This window comes from Desulfobulbus rhabdoformis (assembly GCF_016919065.1).
Taxonomy (GTDB): Bacteria; Desulfobacterota; Desulfobulbia; order Desulfobulbales; family Desulfobulbaceae; genus Desulfobulbus; species Desulfobulbus rhabdoformis.
The window spans coordinates 65,193-86,526 of record NZ_JAFFQA010000011.1 but is presented as its reverse complement, the minus strand read 5'-3'; the positions used below and the strand labels follow the sequence as shown (position 1 = coordinate 86,526).

Below are 21,334 nucleotides of genomic sequence, written 5' to 3'. Positions count from 1 at the left end.
CAGGATTTCTCCAAAGCAGATTGGTCTCACCTCCCAGAGGCTGCGCCTTCATCTTACGAAAGACGAGGGACCAATGTGCCCAAGAAAAATCCCAATAAATGTTGTTCGACTACTCCTCCTCTTCTCCGTACAGAGATTTCATACCGGTCCGGCGATGTATACGAGGAGCTATCGAGCAAAAAATGAGCCGAATTGATTTTTGGTCTTGATTTTGACCTGTTGAAGAAAAAGAGAGCGTGAAGAAACGAGGACGCCGGCGGCGAAAAGGCTGCGTTCAGCGCCAGAAGAAATGAGGAGAAAAAAACGGCCAAGCAACTGATCTGTTTTATATTTTATTTATGAGGCACCATGCCTCACCAGCCTGCACGGCTCGCATTGTGCACGACAACCTATCCGTGTCAGGAAAAATAAATTTGTTGCTCTTTCGGGGCAAACAGAACCACAAGCAATGTACCTTGAGAGACACAACTCGATGCATATATGCATCAAAACAAGGTTTCACAACACATATCTCAAAAAAAAACACAGTACAACTAGCTGAAATAGAACAATTAAATTCCGTTCGATGCAAACATGCATCAATCGATGCAAAAAAACATCAGTTCGCCTGCTCGCCAAGACATATTCCAAGCCGACTGGCCTTGCGCACTACAGTCGACTGATTCACCCCCAGAGCTGCGGCGGCTTTACGGGAGCTTCCATGCTTTACAAGCGCTGAGCGCAGAAGCTGTCCTTCCAGCTCAGCCAGGGCCTGTTTCAGGGGTTTTTCTTCCAGGGATTGCGTATTGCCCACCACCTGTTCGCCTTTCACCCGCCCCGGCAGATCATCGGCAGCTATAATCTCCCCCTGAGCCATAACCACCAACCGCTCAATCATATTTTCCAGTTCGCGCACATTGCCTGGCCAGTCGTACTCCACCAGGGTATCGACAGCCTCGGGAGTAATCTGGCGGCTGAAACCGTATTTCCGGTTATGCTTATCCAGAAAGAAGTAGATAAAATGACTGATTGCCTCCTTGCGTTCCCTCAGGGGGGGAATGAGCACGGGGACTACGTTCAGTCGAAAGAAGAGATCTTTACGAAACTGCTTATGGCGCACCATCTCTTCCAGATCACGATTGGTTGCGGCCATAATACGCGTGTCAACTTTGATAGAGCGTGAGCCTCCCACACGAACGATTTCGCGTTCCTGCAGCACCCGCAAGAGCTTCACCTGCAGACTCATGGGCAACTCGCCAATCTCATCGAGAAAGATGGTGCCGCCGTTGGCTATTTCAAAAATACCGGCACGCCCTTCTCGGTTGGCCCCGGTAAAAGCGCCGGGAGCATAGCCAAAGAGTTCGGATTCCAGCAAATTTTCGGGAATAGCGGCACAACTGATTTTCACAAAGGGCTTTTTCTGGCGGGCACCGTGAGAGTGGACAATTTCAGAGAAGACCTCCTTGCCGACACCGGAGTCCCCCTGAATAAGAATAGTGGAGTCCACCTTGGAAAGCTTGAGCGCAAGTCCATAGATCTCTTTCATTTTCTTGGATTTGATCACAAAGCGACGTTGATCCTCAGTGCCCCCGCGAAGCTGTTGCAACTCCAGCTCGTAGCGGCTCTGCAACTGCTCCATTTTTTTAATCTTTTCCTGCAGCTGGTTCAGTTCGGTTACGTCACGCACATTGGTGACAACGCGAAAAATAGTGCCGTTGTCATCATAGACGGGGTTCCCGGTGACCACGATAGTCTTCCCGGTCTTCATGATATGCTGAACAATAGTGACAGGCCGCCCCTCCTCCAGGACCTTCAGCGTTGCGGATTCATTGTAAAAGCCCTCAGTTACCAGGCTGGACATGGTCCGTCCCACCACCTCCGCACTTTTAATCCCGCTGATACGTTCATAGGCCTGATTGACCCTCAGGGTTCGGCTCTGGCCATCCGTGACATAAATGCCGTCAAAGGAAGAATCAATAATGGCATTAAGCTCTTTGGAGAGATCAGTCACCCGGTCCAGTTCACTGGTGAGCGACTCATAAAACGACATATCACGCAAAAAGGCCAACTCCCCCAGTGGTTTACCTTGAAGTTCCATGGTGGCCCAGTTGGCCAAATAGACCTTCTCGTTAAGTTTAAACTGCTCACTGTGCACACCGCCTCCGGCAAGGGGGGTACTCGTTGCGTGGCAGGGGGGAAGCACCTCCTCTATCGGCAGCCCCAGAATCTGCTCTTTTTTTCGCCCAATGACACTGCAGGCTGCGTGGTTCACCAAAAGTACTTTGCGCCCGCCATCAACGGCCAGAATCGGTGCACCTATACCGTCCAGCACCGGGGCAAGCCTTGCTAGAAAGGCTGTGGGACTTCCCGTGAGCAAACGATCAAGCTCTGCTCTGCGGACGATGCCAATCACCTGTTCCTGATGGACCACCAACCAGTAGGAATAGGAAGTGTGGACCAGTTCTTTGAGCGGTGTGTTTTCACTGACCTGACCAAAGGGGGAAAGACGCAGAGAACCGACGGGCGCTGAAGGCAGCTGCCCCCGTGAGAGGGCTTGCACTAGGACATCATTGGTGCAAATGCCGGTGGGCGTTCCATGTGTTCCGACCACGACCAGCTCTTTTGCACACTTTTCATTCAACTCCATCGCCGCCTGTTGCAGATGCGCGTCCGCATTACAACAGTGCAACTGCGTCTGCATGATCTCCTGCACGTTCATTGCTGTGCTCCTTAACCTTGGGGAGTGCGAGCGATGCCAGGGGGCTGGTGATGCTGAAGCATCGCAGATGGGCAAACATGGCCTCCGTCATGCTGATTGTCAAGCGCTCATGCAACGCAAGCAACAAGAAAAGTGAGAACAAAAATGCCCGGTATATTGAAAGTACTCCTTCAACATACCGGGCATTCAAAGCAGGTTAAACACTCCCCTGCCCTTAAGAATCGCATTTCAGGACCAACTCACCTCTTCTTTGATCTCTCCCTTGGTGGTGATAACCACATGGCGAACCGGAAAATCAGGACTGGCTGCTTTCCAGGCTTTCTCGATAATCTGAAGCATGGAGTGACAGCAAGGAACCTCCATCACCAGAATGGTCAGAGAATTAAGCTTGCGGGTGGTAAAGATCTCGGTAAAGCGCTGAACATACAGCTCCTGATCATCAAATTTGGGACAGCCCATCATCACCACCCGACCGGCAAGAAAATCCTGCTGCAGCCCGGCATAGGCCAGAGTGGTGCAGTCAGCCGCCACGAGCAGGTCAGCATTCTCCAGAAAAGGTGCCGTGGCAGGGATCAAACGAATCTGTATCGGCCAGTGCGACAATGCCGATCCCAGCTGTTGACCGGGTGCATTGGCTCCCTGACAGGAAGTCACCGGCTGAAGCGACTGAATCTGTGAGGAAGGACAACCGCAGGCACTTGTCGGCTGCTCCTGCGCTTTTTCCCGGGCAAGAAACTCCTCAACAGCCTCTTCGTCAAACTCCTCTGCCTCACGTTCGATAATTTTGAGCGCGCCGGTGGGACAAGATCCCAGACAGGCCCCCAGACCGTCGCAGAGTTTATCGGCCACCAGGCGGGCCTTGCCATCGACAATGCGCAGGGAGCCTTCGGCACAATCGGGCACACATTGACCGCACCCATCGCAGAGTTCATCATCTATCTCAACTATCTTCCGTGTAACCTTCGTCATAGCCTTTCCTTGTTCCAATCAACCTAAAACTGCTTTTTTCAATCCTTCAACGCCCAATCGCTCTGCAAAACGGGCGGTACGAGTTTTTGATGTAGCCTCTTGGCGGTAGTAGTTCAGCGCCTTACGTACAAGCTCCACGGCCTCATCACCACTGAGACGGTCAGCAATAATGTCCCCTATTCGTGGCCTTCCGGCCGCATTACCACCAAAGGTGAGCCGCCAGCCCTTGCTTTCTCCGGCAAGGCCGATATCCCGCATCCAGGACTCGCAACAGCAAAAACGACAGCCGGAGATCCCCACCTTGACCTTGGCAGGCAAAGGCCCGTCCATCTCCAGTTTTTTGATGCGCTCAGCCAGCGAGAGAGCGTCCTGATGCCCATATTTGCACCAGGTTTTTCCAGGGCAGGCCTGAATATAATGAACCCGGCTCCGCTGCTCCGGCTTCCCTTCAGGCAAGCCCAGCTCATCTTTTAAGGCGACCACAGCCTCTTCCTCCATCCCCAAAAAGGCGATGCGTTGGGCACCGGTGATCTTGGTTGCAGGAATATTGTACTTGCGGGCCAGGGCAGCCAACTGTTCAAGCTCCTCAGGGCTCAATAAACCGGCATCATAGTGAGGCAACACGAGATAAGTCTTTAAATTTTCAGTCATAAGATTGTGAGAGAAGGCATCGGTCGGCAATCAGTACCGACCGATGCCAAGTGTAGATGATGGAAAAAGCAGCCTTAACCGAGGATCGTTTTCAGATCCGCCTCCGGGGTATCCACCGGTTTGATATCAAAGGTGTTTACCAAAAACTCAAGCACTGCCGGACTGACAAAGGCCGGGAGGGACGGCCCGAGGCGAATGTCTTTGATCCCGAGGTAGAGCAGGGTCAAGAGAATAGCCACCGCCTTTTGCTCGTACCAGGAGATGATCAGCGACAGGGGCAGATCGTTCACCTCACACTCAAAGGCCTGGGCCAGGGCAACCGCGATCTGGATGGCGGAATAGGCATCGTTACATTGCCCAACATCGAGAAGACGGGGAATGCCGCCGATATCGCCCAGGTTCTTATCAAAGAAACGAAATTTACCACAGGCCAGGGTCAGCACCATGCAGTCCGCAGGCACCTGCTCGACAAAGCGGGTGAAGTAATCGCGCCCCGGCTTGGCACCATCGCAACCACCAACCAGGAAGAAATGGCGAATGGCCTTTGATTTTACCGCCTCGATCACCTTGTCGGCGACGCCAAGAACAGTATTGCGGGCAAACCCGACCAGTACCTGAGAAGCCTCGACATCATCGGTGAACCCGTCCATGGCAAGCGCCATCTCAATAACGGCTGAATAATCCTTATCGTTGATGTGCTTGACGCCCGGCCAACCAACCAGGCCATTGGTGAAGACACGGTCGATATAGTCGGGACCGGGCTTTTGAATACAGTTAGTGGTAAAGAGAATCGGTCCGGGAAAATTGGGGAACTCTTTCTGCTGATTCTGCCAGGCCGTACCGTAATGGCCATAAAAATGGGGGTATTTTTTCAATTCCGGATACCCATGGCAGGGCAACATCTCACCGTGGGTATAGACATCAATGCCTTTGCCTTCGGTCTGCTTGAGCAGCAACTCCAGATCATGCAGGTCATGCCCGGTGATCAAAATACATTTCCCCTTGCGATGCCCCAGCGGCACGGGCGTGGGAACCGGATGACCGTAGATGCCGGTGTTGGCGGCATCAAGCAACTCCATGGCACGCAGGTTGATTTCACCGGCCTTCATGGCCACCGGTACGCACTGCTCAACAGTCAAACCGGGCACCATGAGCACGGCCAGCGCCTCGTAGCAAAAAGCAGCCACAGCGGGATCACTCTGCCCAAGAATGGCAGCGTGGTCGGCATAGGCGGCGATACCTTTCACACCGTACAGCAGCGTCTGTTTCAACGATTTAATGTTTTCGTCGCTGTCCAGGTTTTCGATCAGGTTCAGCGCCTTACCCTGGGCAGCCAGCTCACTGACTGATCCAGCGGGGACAAAAGAGGCCGGAGCCTCGGAAAAATCAGTCTTACCGCCGCTCTTGGCGACCTTTTCTTTCATCGCCTCACGCAGTTCAACGGTTTTGTTGATCAGAGCTACAAACCGATCCGGGTCAAAGTCAACATTGGTGAGGGTGGAGAAGATCGCCTCATAGGTGAAGCGATCGGTTGGCTCATCGACAATCCCTTGTTTGCGGCCTTCCTGGGCAAACAGTGCAAGTCCTTGCAGCGCATGGATTAAAAGGTCCTGAAGATCGGCGACCTCTTCATTTTTCCCACAGACACCGACGATGTTGCATCCGGTTCCCTTGGCGGTCTGTTCACACTGGTTACAAAACATGGCATTCCTCCTCAAATAATGTATTGTCGCACCTGAGCGCTGTTTCTTTGTGGTATGCCTGCACTGTACACCCACTGTCTAGATCTTCTTTGACCTAGATCAAAAAACAAAATTATTTTTCCATTTTTTAAAAAATTTGTTTCCCCCAAGGAACCCATGCCAGAAAAATTCAACATCCTCGCTGCCAGCCTGCTTTTTAACGGGCTCCCTCAAGAGCAGATAGAAAAAATCAGCGCAATAACGATCAGTAAATCCTATAGAAAGGGAGAGACGATCTTTTTTGAGGGAGATCCGGGGATTGGTTTTTACATGGTCAGCCAGGGCCAGGTAAAAATCTTCAAGACCTCCTTTGACGGCAAGGAACAGATTCTTCACATCTTTGGACCGGGTGAGCCCTTTGGCGAGGTACCGGTCTTTCATGGCAACCCTTTTCCCGCCAACGCTATGGCCCTGAGCAATTGCGAGACCTTGTTTTTCCCGCGCACCGAGTTTGTGGATTTGATCACCGCCCACCCCTCTCTGGCGCTGAATATGCTTGCTGTCCTGGCGCTGCGCTTACGACGCTTCACCACTCAGGTGGAGAACCTTTCACTCAAGGAGGTTCCAGGCAGACTTGCCTCCCACCTGCTCTACCTTATGGAAGAACAGGCTCGTACAGACCAGGTCACGCTTGATATCCCCAAGGGGCAACTGGCAAGCCTGCTGGGCACCAGCTCAGAGACCTTGTCGCGCATCTTTAGCAAGATGAGTGAGGAAGGATTGATTCGGGTGAAGGGAAAAACCATCGTTATTCTTGATCGAGACCGCTTGAAAATGCGCTGAGCCCCTCCCTCCAGGGGATCGGTGGTTGCCTTCTCTCCTCCGGTGGTTATTGTCCTGATCGATATGAGGAATTACCAAAGCCCGTTCATCGCGAACGGGACGCTCCATCGAGAATTCTCACACAAAGACACTGAAGGAAAAGAGCAATGACGACAAAAAAGCTTTTGATGCTGGTCGGTGATTACGTTGAAGACTACGAAGTGATGGTGCCGTTTCAGGCCCTGAGCATGCTGGGCTATCAGGTAGATGCAGTCTGCCCGGAGAAAAAAACCGGTGATTTTGTCCGCACTTCGGTACACGACTTCGAAGGAGACCAGACCTACAGCGAAAAACGGGGACACAACTTCACCCTCAATGCCGATTTTGCGACGGTCAAGCCTGAGCAGTATATTGGCCTTGTTATCCCCGGAGGACGCGCTCCGGAATATCTGCGTCTCAATGAGCAGGTCCTGGCCATTGTTCAAGCCTTTGCAGCAGAAAAAAAACCGATTGCGGCCATCTGTCATGGAGCCCAGATCCTCAGTGCAGCCGGGGTGCTTTCCGGGCGAGAATGTTCCGCCTACCCGGCCTGCGCACCGGAAATTCGTCAGTCCGGTGGTGAGTATATAGAAATCGCCATGGACAGCGCCCATGTCGAGGGCAACCTGGTCACCGCCCCTGCCTGGCCTGCACATCCGGCCTGGCTTGCTCAGTTTGTGCAGCAATTGGGAGCGACGATAACCATTTGATTGTTTTCCCCCAACGAACAGCCCCCGCCGTTTCCACCTCAACGTATGCCAAACGGCGGAGACTGCTCTTTCCTCTTTGCAATTCCCCTAAGCACGCAACTGGTCATACTGCCCCATCATACTTTCCAACTGTAACTTTATGCCCCGCCCCTCCTCCCTTTTAGTCCCGCGCTCTCACCTAAGCCTGCACACCTCTTCTCTTTTCTCTCTCCATATTTGTGGTACCTTCTATAGCCTGAAACCTTTCTGCATACTCCCTGTTTTCGGCCTCTCTCACATCTTGACGCATAATCCTCGTTAACAAATTCACTCCACGCATACTTCTCTCCTGCCCGCTTGCCTGAATTGGGCACATCCATTGCTATAGCCAGGCGCAGTAGGAGCTTTTTTTATTACAGACAGTACACAAATGCGGTTTCGTGTTCTCACGAAATTTAGATGTAGGAGGCAGTAAACCCAGGGTCGTTTCTGACCCGCAATGTATTTCTTATTCAACAAAAAAGAGGGAGAAAGTAATGAAGAAAGGTGTTCTGGCATTAATCTGTACGTGTCTTCTCATACCATCGGTCAGTTCGGCCACGGCCAACATGCGCGACTATATTCCAGCTCCGCCTGACACGTTACTTTCAATGCTTTACTATAACAGCGTCAGCGCTGACGATGTTTACCGAGATGGTAAAAAAATCGGTAATGTCGACCTCTCCCAAAACCTCTTTCTTCTTAGAGAGGTCTATTACACCAAAATCGGTTCCATCGTAGCCGATCCTCAGTTCATCCTGCCCTTTGGCAACGCCTATCTCGACGGTGACCGTTCCGACGGAATCGGTGATCTCATCCTCCTTTGCACCTTCTGGGTGGTCAACAATCCAGAAACCAAAACCTACGTTGGATTCACCCCCTATTTCTACCTGCCCACCGGCGAATACGATGAGAATAGTGCCGTGAATATGGGAACCAACCGCTATGCCTTTCAAGCCGAAGTCGGCTTTGTCAAGGGATGGGAGGTCCAAACGGGTCATAATCTCTATCTCGAAGTTTCCCCCTCAGTCTTCTTCTATGGGGACAACGACGATTATCAGGGAAACAAAGAACTCTCTCAGGATCCCTCCTTTGCCCTGGAAACCCATCTGAGCTACGACCTGACCTCAAACCTGGTCGTCGGCCTGAGTTACTACGGCCAGTGGGGTGGAGAAAGCGAAGTCGACGGGAGTAAAATATCTGGTTCCGAACTCGACAACCACGCCATCGGTGCCCAATTGGCCTACAACTTTGCCCCCGGCTGGCAGTTCATGCTTCAGTACAAAAGAGACATCCAGGTCGACTACGGTGTCGAGGCACAGGTTGTCCAGGGACGCCTGTTCTATGCCGTTGACTTCAACAGCCTGTTTGACTGATAGGTTATTGAGAGGGGGAAAGCCATCCTAGTCCACCAGCATTTGGTTAGCCAGCGGCCCCATGGCCGTGCGACGGACCTCCCCCTCTCTTCCTGCGCCGCACGGCCATGGGAGAAGGCCACTTCAGGACCTGCTTTGTCCAACCCCTGAATCTCAGGTGAACAATTGTGCATAATTTGAGCGTCGCGAATCCCCAGCTCAAATTACGATCACACGACCACAAGAAGTCTTCCTCTGGCATGGGCCGGGGGAAGACCACGTGCCCCACCTTGGTGGAAAAATCATTTTCCACACCTTTGAAGGAATGTCCTCAAGCAAGCCTCTGCTTGTAGAAACGGATGCAAAATTCCTTGCCACACTGTATAGCACAGAGATAACTGCACGGAGATGCCGGATGACAGCCGGTATCTCCGCGCATTTTTTCACCTTCACGTGCTTTGCCTTTCATGACTGCCAATATTCTCAAACTCAATATATTTGCCGCCCTGAAGATGATGCTCTTTCCCATGGCAATCATCACGCTGTTTTGGAAAGATCAGATCGGACTCTCACTCTCGCAGATTCTAGTGGTCAATGTCTTTTTCTCCTCCGCCACCATGCTTATGGAGTACCCTTCGGGGTACGTCAGCGATCGCCTGGGCTACCGACCTTCCCTGATTATCGCCTGTTGCCTGGGCATCTGTGGTTATGTGGTCTACCTTTTTGCCAGCAATTTCTGGCAGGTCATCTGCGCTGAACTCCTTCTAGGCGTTTGTTACAGCTTTATCAGCGGCTCGGATAGTGCCCTTCTCTATGAGTCGCTTAAAGCAGGCGGTCGCAGTGAGCTCTACACCCGCTGTGACGGACGCATGGCCAGCTTTGCCCAGATAGGAGAGGCAGGCGGCGCACTTTGCGCTGGACTGATGTATGTGACCAATCCGCTCCTCCCTTTCATCGCTCAGATTGGCGTCTGGACCACAGCCCTGGTAGTGGTGCTCTCGTTGAAAGAGCCTGAAGTGGAACAGAGCCCGCAGATAAGCTCGCACCTGGGCGAGGCCCTGCAAATCAGCCGTTATGCCCTGAAAGAAAAAAAAGCCATTCGTGCAACCATGGTCCTGGGGCTTTTGCTTGGCCTCTCCAGTTTTTATCCGGTCTGGCTGGTGCAGCCTTTTATGCAGGAGTGCGGGGTCCCCCTGGCCTGGTTTGGCCCCATCTGGGCCGGGGCGAATCTGATGGTCGCCTTCTGTGCCTATAACAGTCATAAGATCCTTGATTGGCTTGGCCTGGAGCGAATGGTCATGCTCTTTATCCTCTTGATCGTCTGCGGCTATCTAGGATTAAGCTTCAGTTCCATGATGGGCAGCTTTCTTTTTTATTATTTGATCACCGCCATGCGCGGGCTTCAGGGGCCCATCACCCGCAGTATCCTCCAACAACGGGCAAGCCGACGAATGCGGGCATCGATTCTTTCCCTGCATAGCCTCTTGTTTCGCCTGGGTTATGTGGTGACCGGCCCGGCTGTTGGCTGGATCAGCGATCAGCAGGGGATTCAACATGCATTTCTCACCCTGGGCGTTGGCTTTACCCTGCTTCTGCCCCTGGCGGCGCGTTCTTTTCTTTTTCACCAGCGCAAAGATCCCATTCCTGAAACCAAGTGAGGTTTAGATGCAGCAACTCCACCAGATCAGCGGGCAGATGGTCGATCTGATCAACCGAAAAATCTATGGTGCTCGCCTTGAGCTCAGTGCAACAGGCACCATTGAGGCACTGCACCCGGAGGACAATCCAGCCCCCATCTACCTACTCCCCGGATTTGTCGATGCCCACGTCCACGTGGAAAGTTCCATGCTCTGTCCCACGGCCTTTGCTCAAGAGGCAGTCTGCCACGGGACCCTGGCTGCGGTGATTGATCCCCATGAGATCGCCAACGTACTGGGGGTGCAAGGAGTAGAATTTATGCTGGCCGAGTGTGAACGCAGCCCCTTTCATTTTGCTATGGGGGCACCATCTTGTGTTCCGGCCACGCCCTTTGACAGCGCAGGGGCAGACCTTGATGCAGAGAGCGTGGAAGCGCTCTTGAACCGTGAAGATATCAGCCATCTCTCCGAAATGATGAATGTCCCCGGGGTTCTTTTCCAGGATCCCCAGGTTTGGGCCAAACTCCGTGCAGCACAAAAGGCAGGCAAACCCATTGATGGCCATGCCCCTGGAGTGCATGGCGAGGAGCTGCGCGCCTATATTGATGCGGGAATATCCACCGACCATGAGTGCGTCACGCCTGAGGAGGCACGCCGCAAAGCGGCCGCGGGTATGCATATTCTTCTCCGCCAGGGATCAGCAGCCCGGAGCTTCCGCCAACTTTTACCGGTGCTTGCCGACTATCCCGAGCAGTGCATGTTCTGCAGCGATGATAAACACCCAGATGATCTACTCCAGGGCTACATGGAAAGGCTGGTACGGATGGCGGTGGGGGAAGGTTATGATCTCTTTGACGTTCTGCGGGCAGCAAGCCTCAATCCCGTGCGTCACTACGGGCTCTCCCTTGGCATGTTGCAGATGGGGGATTCTGCCGACTGGATTGAGGTCGACAATCTGGAAGACTTCAGGATACGACGGGCGGTTCTGGCGGGCCAGGTGGTGGCAGAAGCGGGAAAATCACAGTTACAAACGCAGCAACCGCTCAGCTGCCCCAATCACTTCAAGCTGGAACCAGTGCATCCAGCCCAGTTAAAAATCCCTGCCCAGGGGACGTTCTGCCGCTGTATCGGTGTACGCGACGGAGAGCTCATCACAGACAACATAACTGTCCGGCCCACAATTGCAGGAGAAGAGGTGGTGGCGGATTCCCAGCGCGACCTGCTCAAACTTGCGGTGTTCAACCGTTATGCGAAATCCCCTCACCCGGCCCTCAGTCTGGTGCAGGGAATAGGACTGCGGGAAGGGGCTCTTGCGGCCAGCGTTGCCCATGACTCCCACCACCTTATCTGCGCCGGAACCGATGACGTGCTCATGGCAGAGGCGATCAATGCGCTCATCAGGGAGGGCGGTGGACTGGCCGCGGTGAATGGAGCCGGGGAAATTCAAATGATGCCCCTCCCGGTGGCCGGGTTGATGACCACCGGCGACTGCAAACAGGCCGCAGCCCAGTACCGAAAGGTCAGCGATTCAGCCCACAGCTGTGGATGCACGCTGAAGGCCCCCTTCATGGCTCTTTCTTTTTTGGCCTTGCCGGTAATCCCGGAACTCAAAATAACCGACAAGGGACTCTTTGATGCCACCAGTTTCTGTGCTGTGGATTTCTGGGTGAAAGAATAGTCGAGAGGCTCTGGAACACTTATTCCCTGCCGAATCCGTGACGGCGGCTGGTTGCTTACGGATTTGGGGCCTCTTTCTGCCAATGTTTGAGCCCCAATTCCGTTAACCCATCCTGCAGGTTGGCGACAGCGCCGTTCACCCAGAGCTCCCGTTCCCGGGGCTCGGCACTGGTGGCGGTAAAAAGAATATCAAGCTCCGGAGCTTCCCCAAGGGGCCTGGCGAGCGATTTGATATAGACCTGAGGGTACTCAGCGACCACCCGGCTCAGTGCTGGGGCCATAATTGACTCATCATTACAGCGTACCGTAATCATTCGGGTAAAGGACCCACCACTGCCAAAAAGCGCATCCAGGAAAGGGGCAAGCGACTCGTTGATAATACCTTTGAGTTCCGGTGGCACGCCCGGCAGGGAGATAATCGAGGTTTTCCCCACCCGCAGATGCACGCCCGGAGCGGTTCCCGAAGGGTTATACAGGGGCTCGGCCCCCTTGGGCAACCAGGCCATCTTTTCACGAAAGGGATTAAGTCCCCCTTCATCCATCACGCCCTGGGCAAAAAAATCATCGTAACGTTGCCGCACCATCTCCCGCGCCTGATCGTCGAGTTCAAAAGCAACGCCCGCCCCCTGAGCAACCGCAGCAAGGCTCAAATCGTCTTCCGTCGGCCCCAAGCCCCCGGAGGTGAACAACAGATCAACTTCGCGGTCAATGGCCGCTTGTACAGCTGCGGCTATCTCTTCCTTGATATCAGGGAGCACGGTCACCCGCACCACCTCGCCCCCACGACTGTTGACCAGCTGACACATCCACTGGGTATTGGTATCGAGAATTTCCCCCCGCAGGAGTTCATTACCAATGGATAAAATTTCTACGCGTACCTGCTGTGCCATAGTCGCTCCTCATATTTATCTCACGTATTTAGGGAATCTTGAATAATTGCTTTTTCTTCCAATCCCGGCGTCACGCTTAAAATTTTATCCTCGGAATATCACATATATGCCTGCGGTAAAATTTTGCGCAATCCTTGGCCTTGATTGAAAAATCTAATTATTCAAGACACCCTTTAGGCTATCCAACTTCAAGAACAGGTCATACAGTATGTACGAACGATTATCTTTGCTTAAAAGGAGGCAATAAAATGCTATGCAACGCCCTAAAACAATCTCGAAAGCATCAACCTCAACTTTTCCTGTTCCTGATTATTCCGTTTCTTCTTTGCATTCCTACCAGCTCACTCTCTGCAGAAGGGGCCTTGAGACAAGTGGCTCCAGGGCTCATTGCAGAAAGCAAAACAGGCTTGGTCTGGCAGGAAAAACGGAGCCATAAAAAACATTCCCCGGACGAAGTGCAGCAGTACCTCACCCAGCTCAACCAGGGCCCCTATCATGACTGGCGCCTGCCCAGCAAATGGGAACTCTATGATTTTTTCATGATCTTTGATCTGAAGAAAGATGGAGGGGTCAACTTGAAACTTGAGGGGAGCTACTGGCTTAAAGACGACAACGGTAAGCTGTATCCGGCATCCTGGGAACAGGGTGATCAGTGTGGAGCTGAACGAACATTTTATAAAACCAAGTCTGGCTATGTGCGGGCAGTCCGGCCCTGATCACCATGCAAGAGAGCAAAGTCTATTGCGCATTTTGCAGCGCCAGGCGAGAACCTCTTGAGCTCACCACATATTTTCCCTTATTTACCGCGATCACCGGGACCTGTCTGAGCTGCTCAAAGGCCGTGTAGCCGGGTTGCAGGTTTTGCCAAAATTTGATCCAGGGGGAAGCGGCGTACTTCTTGAGGTTTTTCGGGGTCAGATGAAAGGGGAAGATATGGACGCTGAACTGTTCCTGCCCCTGGGAGAGAGCCGCGTGGGCCAGGAGGTATATTTCCTCGATCCGGTTGTCGGTCATGGCAAAGCAGCCTGAGGATTGACAGTCTCCATGAACCATGATGTATTTGCCGCCCCGAAATCTGGCAGCATCGTACTCGTTGGGATAGCCGATATTAAAGGAGAGGTGGTAGCTGGATTTGGGGTTGAGTTGATCAGGGGTGACCGAATAAAATCCTTCGGGCGCCTGCTTGTCCCCTTCCCTGGTTTTAGGACCAAGAAATCCGGAATAGGTGCAGATACGGTAGGTTTTAAAGAGCTGAAACTGGTGGTTTTTTTCGACCCAAACCTCCAGAGTTCCGGGTATCTTAAAAATGCGAACAAAGATGGGTTGTCCCAGCTTGAGCCCTTTTCGTTGGAGTTGCCGCTCCAACTGGGGCCGCACCTGTGCCAGTAAGCTCTCCGCCTCTGGCGTACTGGGGACTTCGGCAGCAGAGAAAGGGACTCCCGGGCCAAAGAGCAACACCAGTACCATCAGTACCAGAAAAAGGCGGGGAGTAATCAAAAGACGTTGCATAAGTCTCCGAGTATAAAAAAAATCTGAATAAATGTATATGCTGGAGGGTAGGCACAGTCGTCCCCTCCAGCACAAATCCAAGGGCGAGTTATGCCCCGGCCCCCTTTTCCGCCTGCTGCTTGGCATAGGTGGAGGCGGCACACTCATTTTTGCCCAAATCCAGTTCTTCCTGCTTTTCCTCATCCTCTTCACGCAGGTTGGCATTGACCAGACGAATTACAGCGTACTCTTCAGGTTGAGGCCGCATATTCGCCTTGATAAACCCAATAAAACTCTCCAGGGTTTCAAGCCCGTAGATATCTTTATTGCGGTCAAGCACCTCCGCCAGAGTTCGAGTAAAAATCAGCTCATCGTTGGCCTCTTCCCAATCCATGTAATGGGCGGGTAAAACCATCAGGGTTGGGTCGAGCTTTTTAATCATCTGAATCGAGTCGAATAACAGTCCGGCCCACTCTTCAGCCTTTCCACCGAGATCAGGGCGTCCCACTGAATGAATAAACATCATATCACCGGAGATGATGTATTTTTCATCCACGATAAAAGAGGTGGAGCCAGGGGTATGGCCGGGAGTAAAGAGCACCCGTACATCAGGACCGCCCTGGCTGAAGCGATGAATTTCAGCGTCTTGAAGCGAGGTGTACGGATTTTTCGAACTGCTGAAATCACCATCGTTGCCGTAAAAGATGGCACCGGTACGAGCGCTGAGATCGCGGCTACCGGCAATATAATCCGCCTGAAGGTGGGTTTCAAAGGTCTTTGTTAGGATGCAGCCTTTTTCCTTCGCGAAATTCAGGTAAAAATCAATGTTGCGTGAGGGATCAAAGAGCATCATCTCCTTCCCGGAAATAAGCCCATAGCTACACGATGCCTTACCAGGCCGAATAAACTGGTACAACTCGTAATCGCTGCCTTTGGTCAAAAGCTTGGGCACCAAGAGGTTGCCCCAGGTCTTGATACCGCCGGTGAGGTAGCCCACATCATAGCCAAACTTATCAAAAATCTCGGCTACATACTTGGCCGAGCCTTCTTTGGCGCAGACAATGCGTACCTGAGAGCCTTTGGGAATACGACCGACCGATCCCTCTTCATCTTCCATGAATTCATAGTAGGAGATATTGTGCAGGGGGAAAGGATACGGTGCTTCTACATGGAAATTTTTGAAATCCTTTTCGTTTCTCACATCGACCACCACAATATCTTCTTGCATGATCAACCATTGGAACAGTTCCTGCGCCTCATACGTAAAGATGGCCATAATACTCTCCTTATTCAGGTACGGTAGAACCTCATCGTTCGATTTGGTACGATTTTCATAAGCTTTAGCGTTATTTGTAATATTATTTTATGGTTACCCAAAAGTCCAAGAAAGAATGCACTCGATCACCCAAAGGGTTCTATCCCTGCCTCACGCCCCCAGGTTTGGGAAGAACCAGGGCCAGCAGCAGGCCAATCCCGGTTAAGGAGGCGGCCAACAGAAAACTCCCGGAAAAACTCCCCGTCTGTTCTGCAATTCGCCCGGCCATATAGGGCCCGGCCACCTGGCCGCCCGCAAAAAAAAGGGTAATGGCCGAAAACATGGAAACAGCCTTATCCGCGCCGGCGTAATCGCCAGAGAGAGCCGCCATGATTGAGGGAACGGCCCAGGCGACGATACCAAAACAGAAAATGGAGAGATAGAGTGCAAAGGATCCTAGGTTCAGGCCCACGAGCACATAGGCAAGGGTTTGCACGGAAAATGCCGCCATCAACGCCAGGGGGCGACTGAAACGGTCGGCAAGCATGCCAAAAAGCGGTCCGGAAAAAAGGCTGAAAAAACCCACCCAGGACCAGAACGATCCGGCCACCTCCTGACTCAGTCCATATTGGCGCACCATGGCGGTCACAATAAAGGTGGCGTAGCTGACAAAGGTAAAACCAAAAATAGCATACAAGACGCCGCAATGCACAATGAGCTTCAGGGGGACTGACCGTTTTGCAGAAAGTTGATGCGGCCCCTGCCCGGTGGTTTGGGTGAGTGCCCCGGCGGGCTCAAGTCCCAGCTCCTGGGGACGGTTTCGCAAGACGAGCAGGCTGAGACAGCCGATCAAACAGACAATGACACCAAGTACCAACCAGCTCAGCCGCCAGGACCAGGGACTCAAACCGTTGAGCCAGGGCACACTCAAGCCGGCAAAGACAATGGCGGCGCCGTTGCCTGAAACCACAAAACCCGCCGCCTTGCCCCGCAGGTGACTGGCAAACCAGGCGGATAATAGCCCCATGATGGGAATATTCGCCAGGGCCGTGCCGAAACCGGTGAGGATATAGAGCCCGGTTATACCATAGAAATTCTGGGTAAAACCGATAGCGATCATAGAGCCTCCGGAGAGCAGGAGGGCAAGTGTGGTGAGTACTCTGGCGCCAATTCGACGTACCAGTGAAGCCGCCACCAGGATCCCAGCCAGATAGCCGATGAAATTTGTAGTGGAGATAGTGCCCATCTGTGAGTAGCTGAGTTTAAGTTCAGCCCCCATGGAAGGCAAGAGCATGCCAAGGGCAAAACGGGCAAGGCCGATACAGGCAAAGATGCCCAAAGAGCCGACAATAACAATCATCCAGCCATAATGAAAAGGGATACGAGCTGTGCGTGTGGTGGGCATCAGCACTCCTCTGGGTCTTTTGTATCGGGGCTGCCAAAACCACCGCCACCCGGGGTCTTGATCACAATCATATCACCGGCCTCCACCTGCACCTCATCATTGCCTGCCAGGGGATATTTCCTGCCGTCGCGGCGGAGCAAGATATTTTCTCCGCATTGGCCAGGCCCACCACCTTGCAACCCATAGGGTGCGGTGATTCGATGAGAGGAAAGCAGGGTTGCCGTCATGGGTTCCAGAAAACGGAGTTTGCGCACCGCTCCGTCTCCACCAGAGTGGAGTCCCAGACCACCGGAGCCCCTGCGAATGGAAAACTCTTCCACCCGTACCGGAAAACGCAGCTCCAGTACCTCTGGGTCGGTCATACGGGTATTGGTCATGTGGCTATGGACCGCACTGGCCCCGTCATGATCCGGCCCGGCACCGGTGCCCCCGCAGATGGTCTCATAATTCTGGTGGGTACCATTGCCGTAGAGAAAATTGTTCATCGTTCCCTGGGAGGCGGCCAAACGCCCGAGCGCACCATAGAGACAATCGGTTATCGCCTGGGAGACCTCGGTATTACCCGCAATCACTGCGGCGGGGTATTCGGGGTTAATCATTGAGCCTTTGGGGATGATCAGTTTCAGGGGCTTAAGACAGCCCTCGTTGAGCGGAAGATCACTCTCGAGCAAACTGCGAAACACATAGAGAACCGCTGCCCGACACACCGAGCTGGGAGCGTTGCGGTTACCAGGATGCTGGGGAGAGGTGCCACTGAAATCAATACGCGCCTCACGGGCTGCGTGATCCACCTCTATGGTTACCTGAATACGGCTGCCGTCATCCATGGGATAGGTAAACTGACCATCGGCGAGTACCGCCAGTACCTGGCGCACCGACTCTTCGGCATTGTCCTGTACATGGGTCATGTATGCCTGGACCGTTGCCAGACCGAAATGATTCACCATACGCGACAGCTCACGGAGCCCGGTCTCATTGGCGGCTATCTGGGCGGTGAGATCAGCCAGATTCTGATCTACCTTACGGCAGGGATAGGGACCGGAGCTGAGCAGCTCTCTCGTTTCCTTTTCCCGAAACCGTCCCTCTGCAACCAACAGCCAATTATCGATGACAACGCCCTCTTCCTCAATCCGCGAAGAATCCGGGGGAGAGGATCCGGGTGTACGCCCACCGATATCGGCGTGATGGCCCCGGGAACCGACAAAAAAGAGAATCTCTTGGCCGGCTTCATCCCAGCAGGGGGTGATCACGGTGACATCGGGGAGATGGGTACCGCCGTTGTAGGGTGCGTTCTGCATAAAAACATCACCCGGCCGCATGCGCGAGCCACTATCTCGCAAAATAGCCCGCACTGATTCCCCCATGGAACCCAGATGCACCGGCACATGGGGCGCATTGGCCACCAGGTTGCCCTGGGCATCAAAGAGGGCGCAAGAAAAATCCAACCGCTCCTTGATATTGACCGAGTGGGCGGTGTTGGCCAGGGTGACTCCCATCTGCTCGGCAATGGACATAAAGAGGTTGGCAAAGACCTCCAGCATGACCGGGTCCACTCCGGTCCCCACCTCTTCAATCTGGGCACGAGGGGTTATCCGGGTAAGAATGAGGTGATTGCGGTTGGTACACTGCGCCCGCCAGCCGACTTCCAGCACAACGGTGCCGATGGGGTCAATAATAAGTGCCGGTCCTGTTATGGATTCTCCGGGATTAATATCCTCCCGCAGATAGAGGGGAGCCTCACACCATTCATGCTCCGAATAAAGAGCGATCTGTTGCCGAGGCTCAACACGCTTCTCTGTTTGCCCGTATTCCGGTTCTTCCAGGGGCTCACCACGGCCGATGGCCTCTATCACCAGAGCCTCGACAATGAGCGTCCGCTCGGGGCTAATAAAACCAAAACGCTTTGTATGTGCCGCCTCAAAGGCAGCCTGCATGGTCTCGCTTTGGCCCAGGTCGACCTCAAGGCTTGCGTCGGTGCCGCTGTAACGCAGATACGCCTTGCAAACGACTTCAACCTCAGCCCCATCCACGCCCTGGGCTTCAAGCTCTTCTCGCAGGACCTGCACCAGCGGCTCTTTGGCCTCTTGCACGACCCTCTGAAGATCAGGTGCATGCAGGGGATGCTCGATCTGGGCCTCGCGCAGGCTGCGAATATCGGCAAGCCCCATACCATAGGCAGAGAGAACGCCAGCTAAGGGATGCAAAAAGATACGTTCCATCCCCAGCGCGTCCGCCACCCGACAGCAGTGCTGACCACCGGCACCGCCAAAACACTGCAGGGTATAGCCAGTCACATCATAGCCGCGCTGGACCGAGATGGTCTTGATGGCATTGGCCATGTTTTCTACAGCAATACGGAGGAACCCCTCGGCCACCGCCTCCGCGGTCATGGTCTTCCCTGCATGGGCGCTGATGGTTTCGGCAAGCCTGCTAAACTGCTCGCGCACCACGGCATGATCCAGGGATTGGTTCGCCTTCTCTCCAAAAACCGCAGGAAAATACGCCCCCTGAATGCGGCCTAAAAGGACATTACAGTCGGTCACGGTTAAGGGGCCGCCACGGCGGTAACAGGCCGGGCCGGGATTGGCTCCGGCAGAATCCGGGCCAACCTGAAAACGACCGGAATCAAAATGCAGAATCGAACCGCCTCCGGCAGCCACCGTATGAATCGACATCATGGGTGCACGCATGCGGATTCCCGCGACCAGGGTGTCAAAGCTGCGCTCAAAATCACCGTCATAATGGGTGACATCGGTGGAGGTTCCCCCCATGTCAAAACCAATCAAACGCGTCAGCCCGGCCATGGCCGCAGTGCGAACCATGCCCACCACGCCACCGGCAGGCCCGGAGAGGACTGCATCTTTGCCCCGAAACAAGGCTGCGTCAGTGAGCCCTCCGCTTGATTGCATAAACATCAGGCGAGCAGAAGTCCCCTTCTGATCGACTAACTGCGACGCCACCCGATCAACATACCGCCGTAAAATAGGCGAGAGGTAACTATCGACCACGGTGGTATCTCCCCGGGCGATCAGTTTAATCAGAGGGCTGACCTGGTGACTCTGAGAAATCTGGGTGAAGCCAATCTCCCTGGCAAGCTCTGCCAGTTGCTCTTCATGCTGGGGATAGCGATAGCCATGCATGAGCACAATGGCCACGGAGCGCAGGCCGCCTTCATAGGCAGCCTGGAAATCGGCTCGTGCCCGATCAAGATCAAGAGGGAGAATGATCCTGCCCTGGGCATCGCGTCGCTCCCGAACCTCAACCACATCTGCATACAACATTTCCGGGAGCTGAATATTGCAGGCAAAGAGATCAGGCCGGTTCTGATAGCCAATGCGCAGTCCATCACCAAAGCCTGCGGTGATTGCCAGCAAAGTCGGCTCCCCCTTGCGCTCCAGTAGGGCGTTGGTCGCCACGGTGGTGCCCATCTTGACGGCTTCAATGTGCTCGGCAGGAATGGAAGAGGTTGTATGCTCTACCTGCAGCAGACGTCGGATCCCCTCCAGAGCGGCATCATCATACTGTTCCTGGTTTTCTGAGAGTAATTTACGGGTATGCAGCTGTCCCTGAGGATCTTTGCCCACAACATCGGTAAAGGTCCCCCCCCGATCGATCCAAAACTGCCACCGTGCCTGCAGACTCTTCCCCATACTCTTTTCCCACCTCTCCCCTGACCTTACTGGCTTGTCGCCCTATATTCACAGTCTCATTGCTGCTATTGGTAGCAGATAATCACGCACCAGGCATGCTGAAAATGGCATCATCCGCCCCCATTTTTGCAAGCGCCCACGTTGAACAACATTTTCCCAACCACAGAGTCCTCATACGAAGTACGCGGCCTCATATCAGCGGGCCCCTGGAAAGCAACGGTTCGAGGGTCGTTGGGACAGCCAAGCAGCCGGGTGATTTCTGTTCATTTTTCTATTTCACCTTGTTTTTACTCCATTTCTTTTTGACAAGGTAAAAGCCGCCCCTCTACAATAGAGGGGATTGCAGAAAACATGGGCACGCCCAATCGCTCGACAACAGAGTTACCGA

At 53.5% G+C, this 21,334-nt stretch carries 15 protein-coding genes; 6 read left to right on the top strand and 9 right to left on the bottom strand.

Translation table 11 applies throughout. The features are described 5' to 3' along the window. Positions 1-598: 598 nt before the first annotated feature. The 4 genes from JWJ90_RS07950 to hcp all read right to left on the bottom strand — a co-directional run bounded on the left by JWJ90_RS07950 (position 599) and on the right by hcp (position 6,021). A complete protein-coding gene (locus JWJ90_RS07950; RefSeq protein ID WP_205226679.1) occupies positions 599-2,698 on the bottom strand; it encodes a sigma 54-interacting transcriptional regulator in 2,100 nt (699 codons plus the stop codon). Positions 2,699-2,926: 228 nt separating this feature from the next. Next, complete coding sequence (locus tag JWJ90_RS07945) at positions 2,927-3,667, bottom strand: ATP-binding protein (RefSeq protein WP_205226678.1); 741 nt, start codon at positions 3,665-3,667, stop codon at positions 2,927-2,929. An 18-nt stretch (positions 3,668-3,685) separates the two neighbouring features. Then, complete coding sequence (locus JWJ90_RS07940; RefSeq protein WP_338032304.1) at positions 3,686-4,291, bottom strand: nitrite/sulfite reductase domain-containing protein; 606 nt, start codon at positions 4,289-4,291, stop codon at positions 3,686-3,688. Between the two features lie 101 nt (positions 4,292-4,392). Next, positions 4,393-6,021 carry a hydroxylamine reductase gene (hcp, locus tag JWJ90_RS07935; protein ID WP_205226676.1) on the bottom strand — a complete coding sequence of 543 codons (1,629 nt, stop codon included), beginning with the start codon at positions 6,019-6,021 and terminating at the stop codon, positions 4,393-4,395. A gap of 156 nt (positions 6,022-6,177) precedes the next feature. On the opposite strand from hcp, the gene JWJ90_RS07930 reads away from it, so the two are divergent. From JWJ90_RS07930 to ade, 5 genes are all read left to right on the top strand, one after another. Further along, complete coding sequence (locus JWJ90_RS07930) at positions 6,178-6,843, top strand: Crp/Fnr family transcriptional regulator (protein WP_205226675.1); 666 nt, start codon at positions 6,178-6,180, stop codon at positions 6,841-6,843. Positions 6,844-6,989: 146 nt separating this feature from the next. Next, the gene (locus JWJ90_RS07925) at positions 6,990-7,571 is read left to right on the top strand and encodes a DJ-1/PfpI family protein (RefSeq protein WP_205226674.1); all 582 of its coding nucleotides are present in this window, start codon (positions 6,990-6,992) and stop codon (positions 7,569-7,571) included. Between the two features lie 515 nt (positions 7,572-8,086). Beyond that, entirely contained in the window at positions 8,087-8,965 is an 879-nt protein-coding gene (locus tag JWJ90_RS07920) for a transporter (RefSeq protein WP_205226673.1), read from the top strand. A 446-nt stretch (positions 8,966-9,411) separates the two neighbouring features. Then, positions 9,412-10,602 carry an MFS transporter gene (locus JWJ90_RS07915; protein WP_205226672.1) on the top strand — a complete coding sequence of 397 codons (1,191 nt, stop codon included), beginning with the start codon at positions 9,412-9,414 and terminating at the stop codon, positions 10,600-10,602. A gap of 7 nt (positions 10,603-10,609) precedes the next feature. Then, on the top strand, positions 10,610-12,259 hold the full coding sequence (gene ade / locus JWJ90_RS07910; protein ID WP_205226671.1) for an adenine deaminase: 1,650 nt from the start codon (positions 10,610-10,612) through the stop codon (positions 12,257-12,259). Positions 12,260-12,314: 55 nt separating this feature from the next. On the opposite strand, the gene JWJ90_RS07905 is transcribed toward ade, so the two are convergent. Continuing rightward, positions 12,315-13,148 carry a competence/damage-inducible protein A gene (locus JWJ90_RS07905; RefSeq protein ID WP_205226670.1) on the bottom strand — a complete coding sequence of 278 codons (834 nt, stop codon included), beginning with the start codon at positions 13,146-13,148 and terminating at the stop codon, positions 12,315-12,317. Between the two features lie 371 nt (positions 13,149-13,519). Here JWJ90_RS07905 and JWJ90_RS07900 point away from each other — a divergent pair, with 371 nt between their 5' ends. Further along, the gene (locus JWJ90_RS07900; protein WP_338032305.1) at positions 13,520-13,864 is read left to right on the top strand and encodes an Lcl domain-containing protein; all 345 of its coding nucleotides are present in this window, start codon (positions 13,520-13,522) and stop codon (positions 13,862-13,864) included. A 22-nt stretch (positions 13,865-13,886) separates the two neighbouring features. Here the strand turns inward: JWJ90_RS07900 and JWJ90_RS07895 are convergent, their stop codons facing one another. From JWJ90_RS07895 to JWJ90_RS07880, 4 genes are all read right to left on the bottom strand, one after another. Next, positions 13,887-14,657, bottom strand: a complete 771-nt coding sequence (locus JWJ90_RS07895; RefSeq protein WP_205226668.1) for a L,D-transpeptidase family protein — start codon at positions 14,655-14,657, stop codon at positions 13,887-13,889. An 88-nt stretch (positions 14,658-14,745) separates the two neighbouring features. Next, positions 14,746-15,912, bottom strand: a complete 1,167-nt coding sequence (locus JWJ90_RS07890; protein WP_205226667.1) for an MBL fold metallo-hydrolase — start codon at positions 15,910-15,912, stop codon at positions 14,746-14,748. A gap of 139 nt (positions 15,913-16,051) precedes the next feature. Beyond that, positions 16,052-17,296: an MFS transporter gene (locus JWJ90_RS07885; RefSeq protein WP_205226666.1), complete on the bottom strand. Its 1,245-nt coding sequence runs from the start codon at positions 17,294-17,296 to the stop codon at positions 16,052-16,054. Further along, positions 17,296-20,946, bottom strand: a complete 3,651-nt coding sequence (locus tag JWJ90_RS07880) for a hydantoinase B/oxoprolinase family protein (protein WP_205226665.1) — start codon at positions 20,944-20,946, stop codon at positions 17,296-17,298. Before JWJ90_RS07880 ends, JWJ90_RS07885 begins: the two co-directional genes overlap by 1 nt. Positions 20,947-21,334 lie beyond the last annotated feature (388 nt).

What these genes read in the sequence shown, in the direction of transcription:
- JWJ90_RS07880 (WP_205226665.1), bottom strand. Translation starts at nt 20,946, where the DNA reads ATGGGGAAGAGTCTGCAGGCACGGTGGCAGTTTTGGATCGATCGGGGG.
- JWJ90_RS07930 (WP_205226675.1), top strand. Translation starts at nt 6,178, where the DNA reads ATGCCAGAAAAATTCAACATCCTCGCTGCCAGCCTGCTTTTTAACGGG.
- JWJ90_RS07920 (WP_205226673.1), top strand. Translation starts at nt 8,087, where the DNA reads ATGAAGAAAGGTGTTCTGGCATTAATCTGTACGTGTCTTCTCATACCA.
- ade (WP_205226671.1), top strand. Translation starts at nt 10,610, where the DNA reads ATGCAGCAACTCCACCAGATCAGCGGGCAGATGGTCGATCTGATCAAC.
- JWJ90_RS07885 (WP_205226666.1), bottom strand. Translation starts at nt 17,296, where the DNA reads ATGCCCACCACACGCACAGCTCGTATCCCTTTTCATTATGGCTGGATG.
- JWJ90_RS07905 (WP_205226670.1), bottom strand. Translation starts at nt 13,148, where the DNA reads ATGGCACAGCAGGTACGCGTAGAAATTTTATCCATTGGTAATGAACTC.
- JWJ90_RS07925 (WP_205226674.1), top strand. Translation starts at nt 6,990, where the DNA reads ATGACGACAAAAAAGCTTTTGATGCTGGTCGGTGATTACGTTGAAGAC.
- JWJ90_RS07895 (WP_205226668.1), bottom strand. Translation starts at nt 14,657, where the DNA reads ATGCAACGTCTTTTGATTACTCCCCGCCTTTTTCTGGTACTGATGGTA.
- JWJ90_RS07890 (WP_205226667.1), bottom strand. Translation starts at nt 15,912, where the DNA reads ATGGCCATCTTTACGTATGAGGCGCAGGAACTGTTCCAATGGTTGATC.
- JWJ90_RS07950 (WP_205226679.1), bottom strand. Translation starts at nt 2,698, where the DNA reads ATGAACGTGCAGGAGATCATGCAGACGCAGTTGCACTGTTGTAATGCG.
- JWJ90_RS07915 (WP_205226672.1), top strand. Translation starts at nt 9,412, where the DNA reads ATGACTGCCAATATTCTCAAACTCAATATATTTGCCGCCCTGAAGATG.
- hcp (WP_205226676.1), bottom strand. Translation starts at nt 6,021, where the DNA reads ATGTTTTGTAACCAGTGTGAACAGACCGCCAAGGGAACCGGATGCAAC.
- JWJ90_RS07945 (WP_205226678.1), bottom strand. Translation starts at nt 3,667, where the DNA reads ATGACGAAGGTTACACGGAAGATAGTTGAGATAGATGATGAACTCTGC.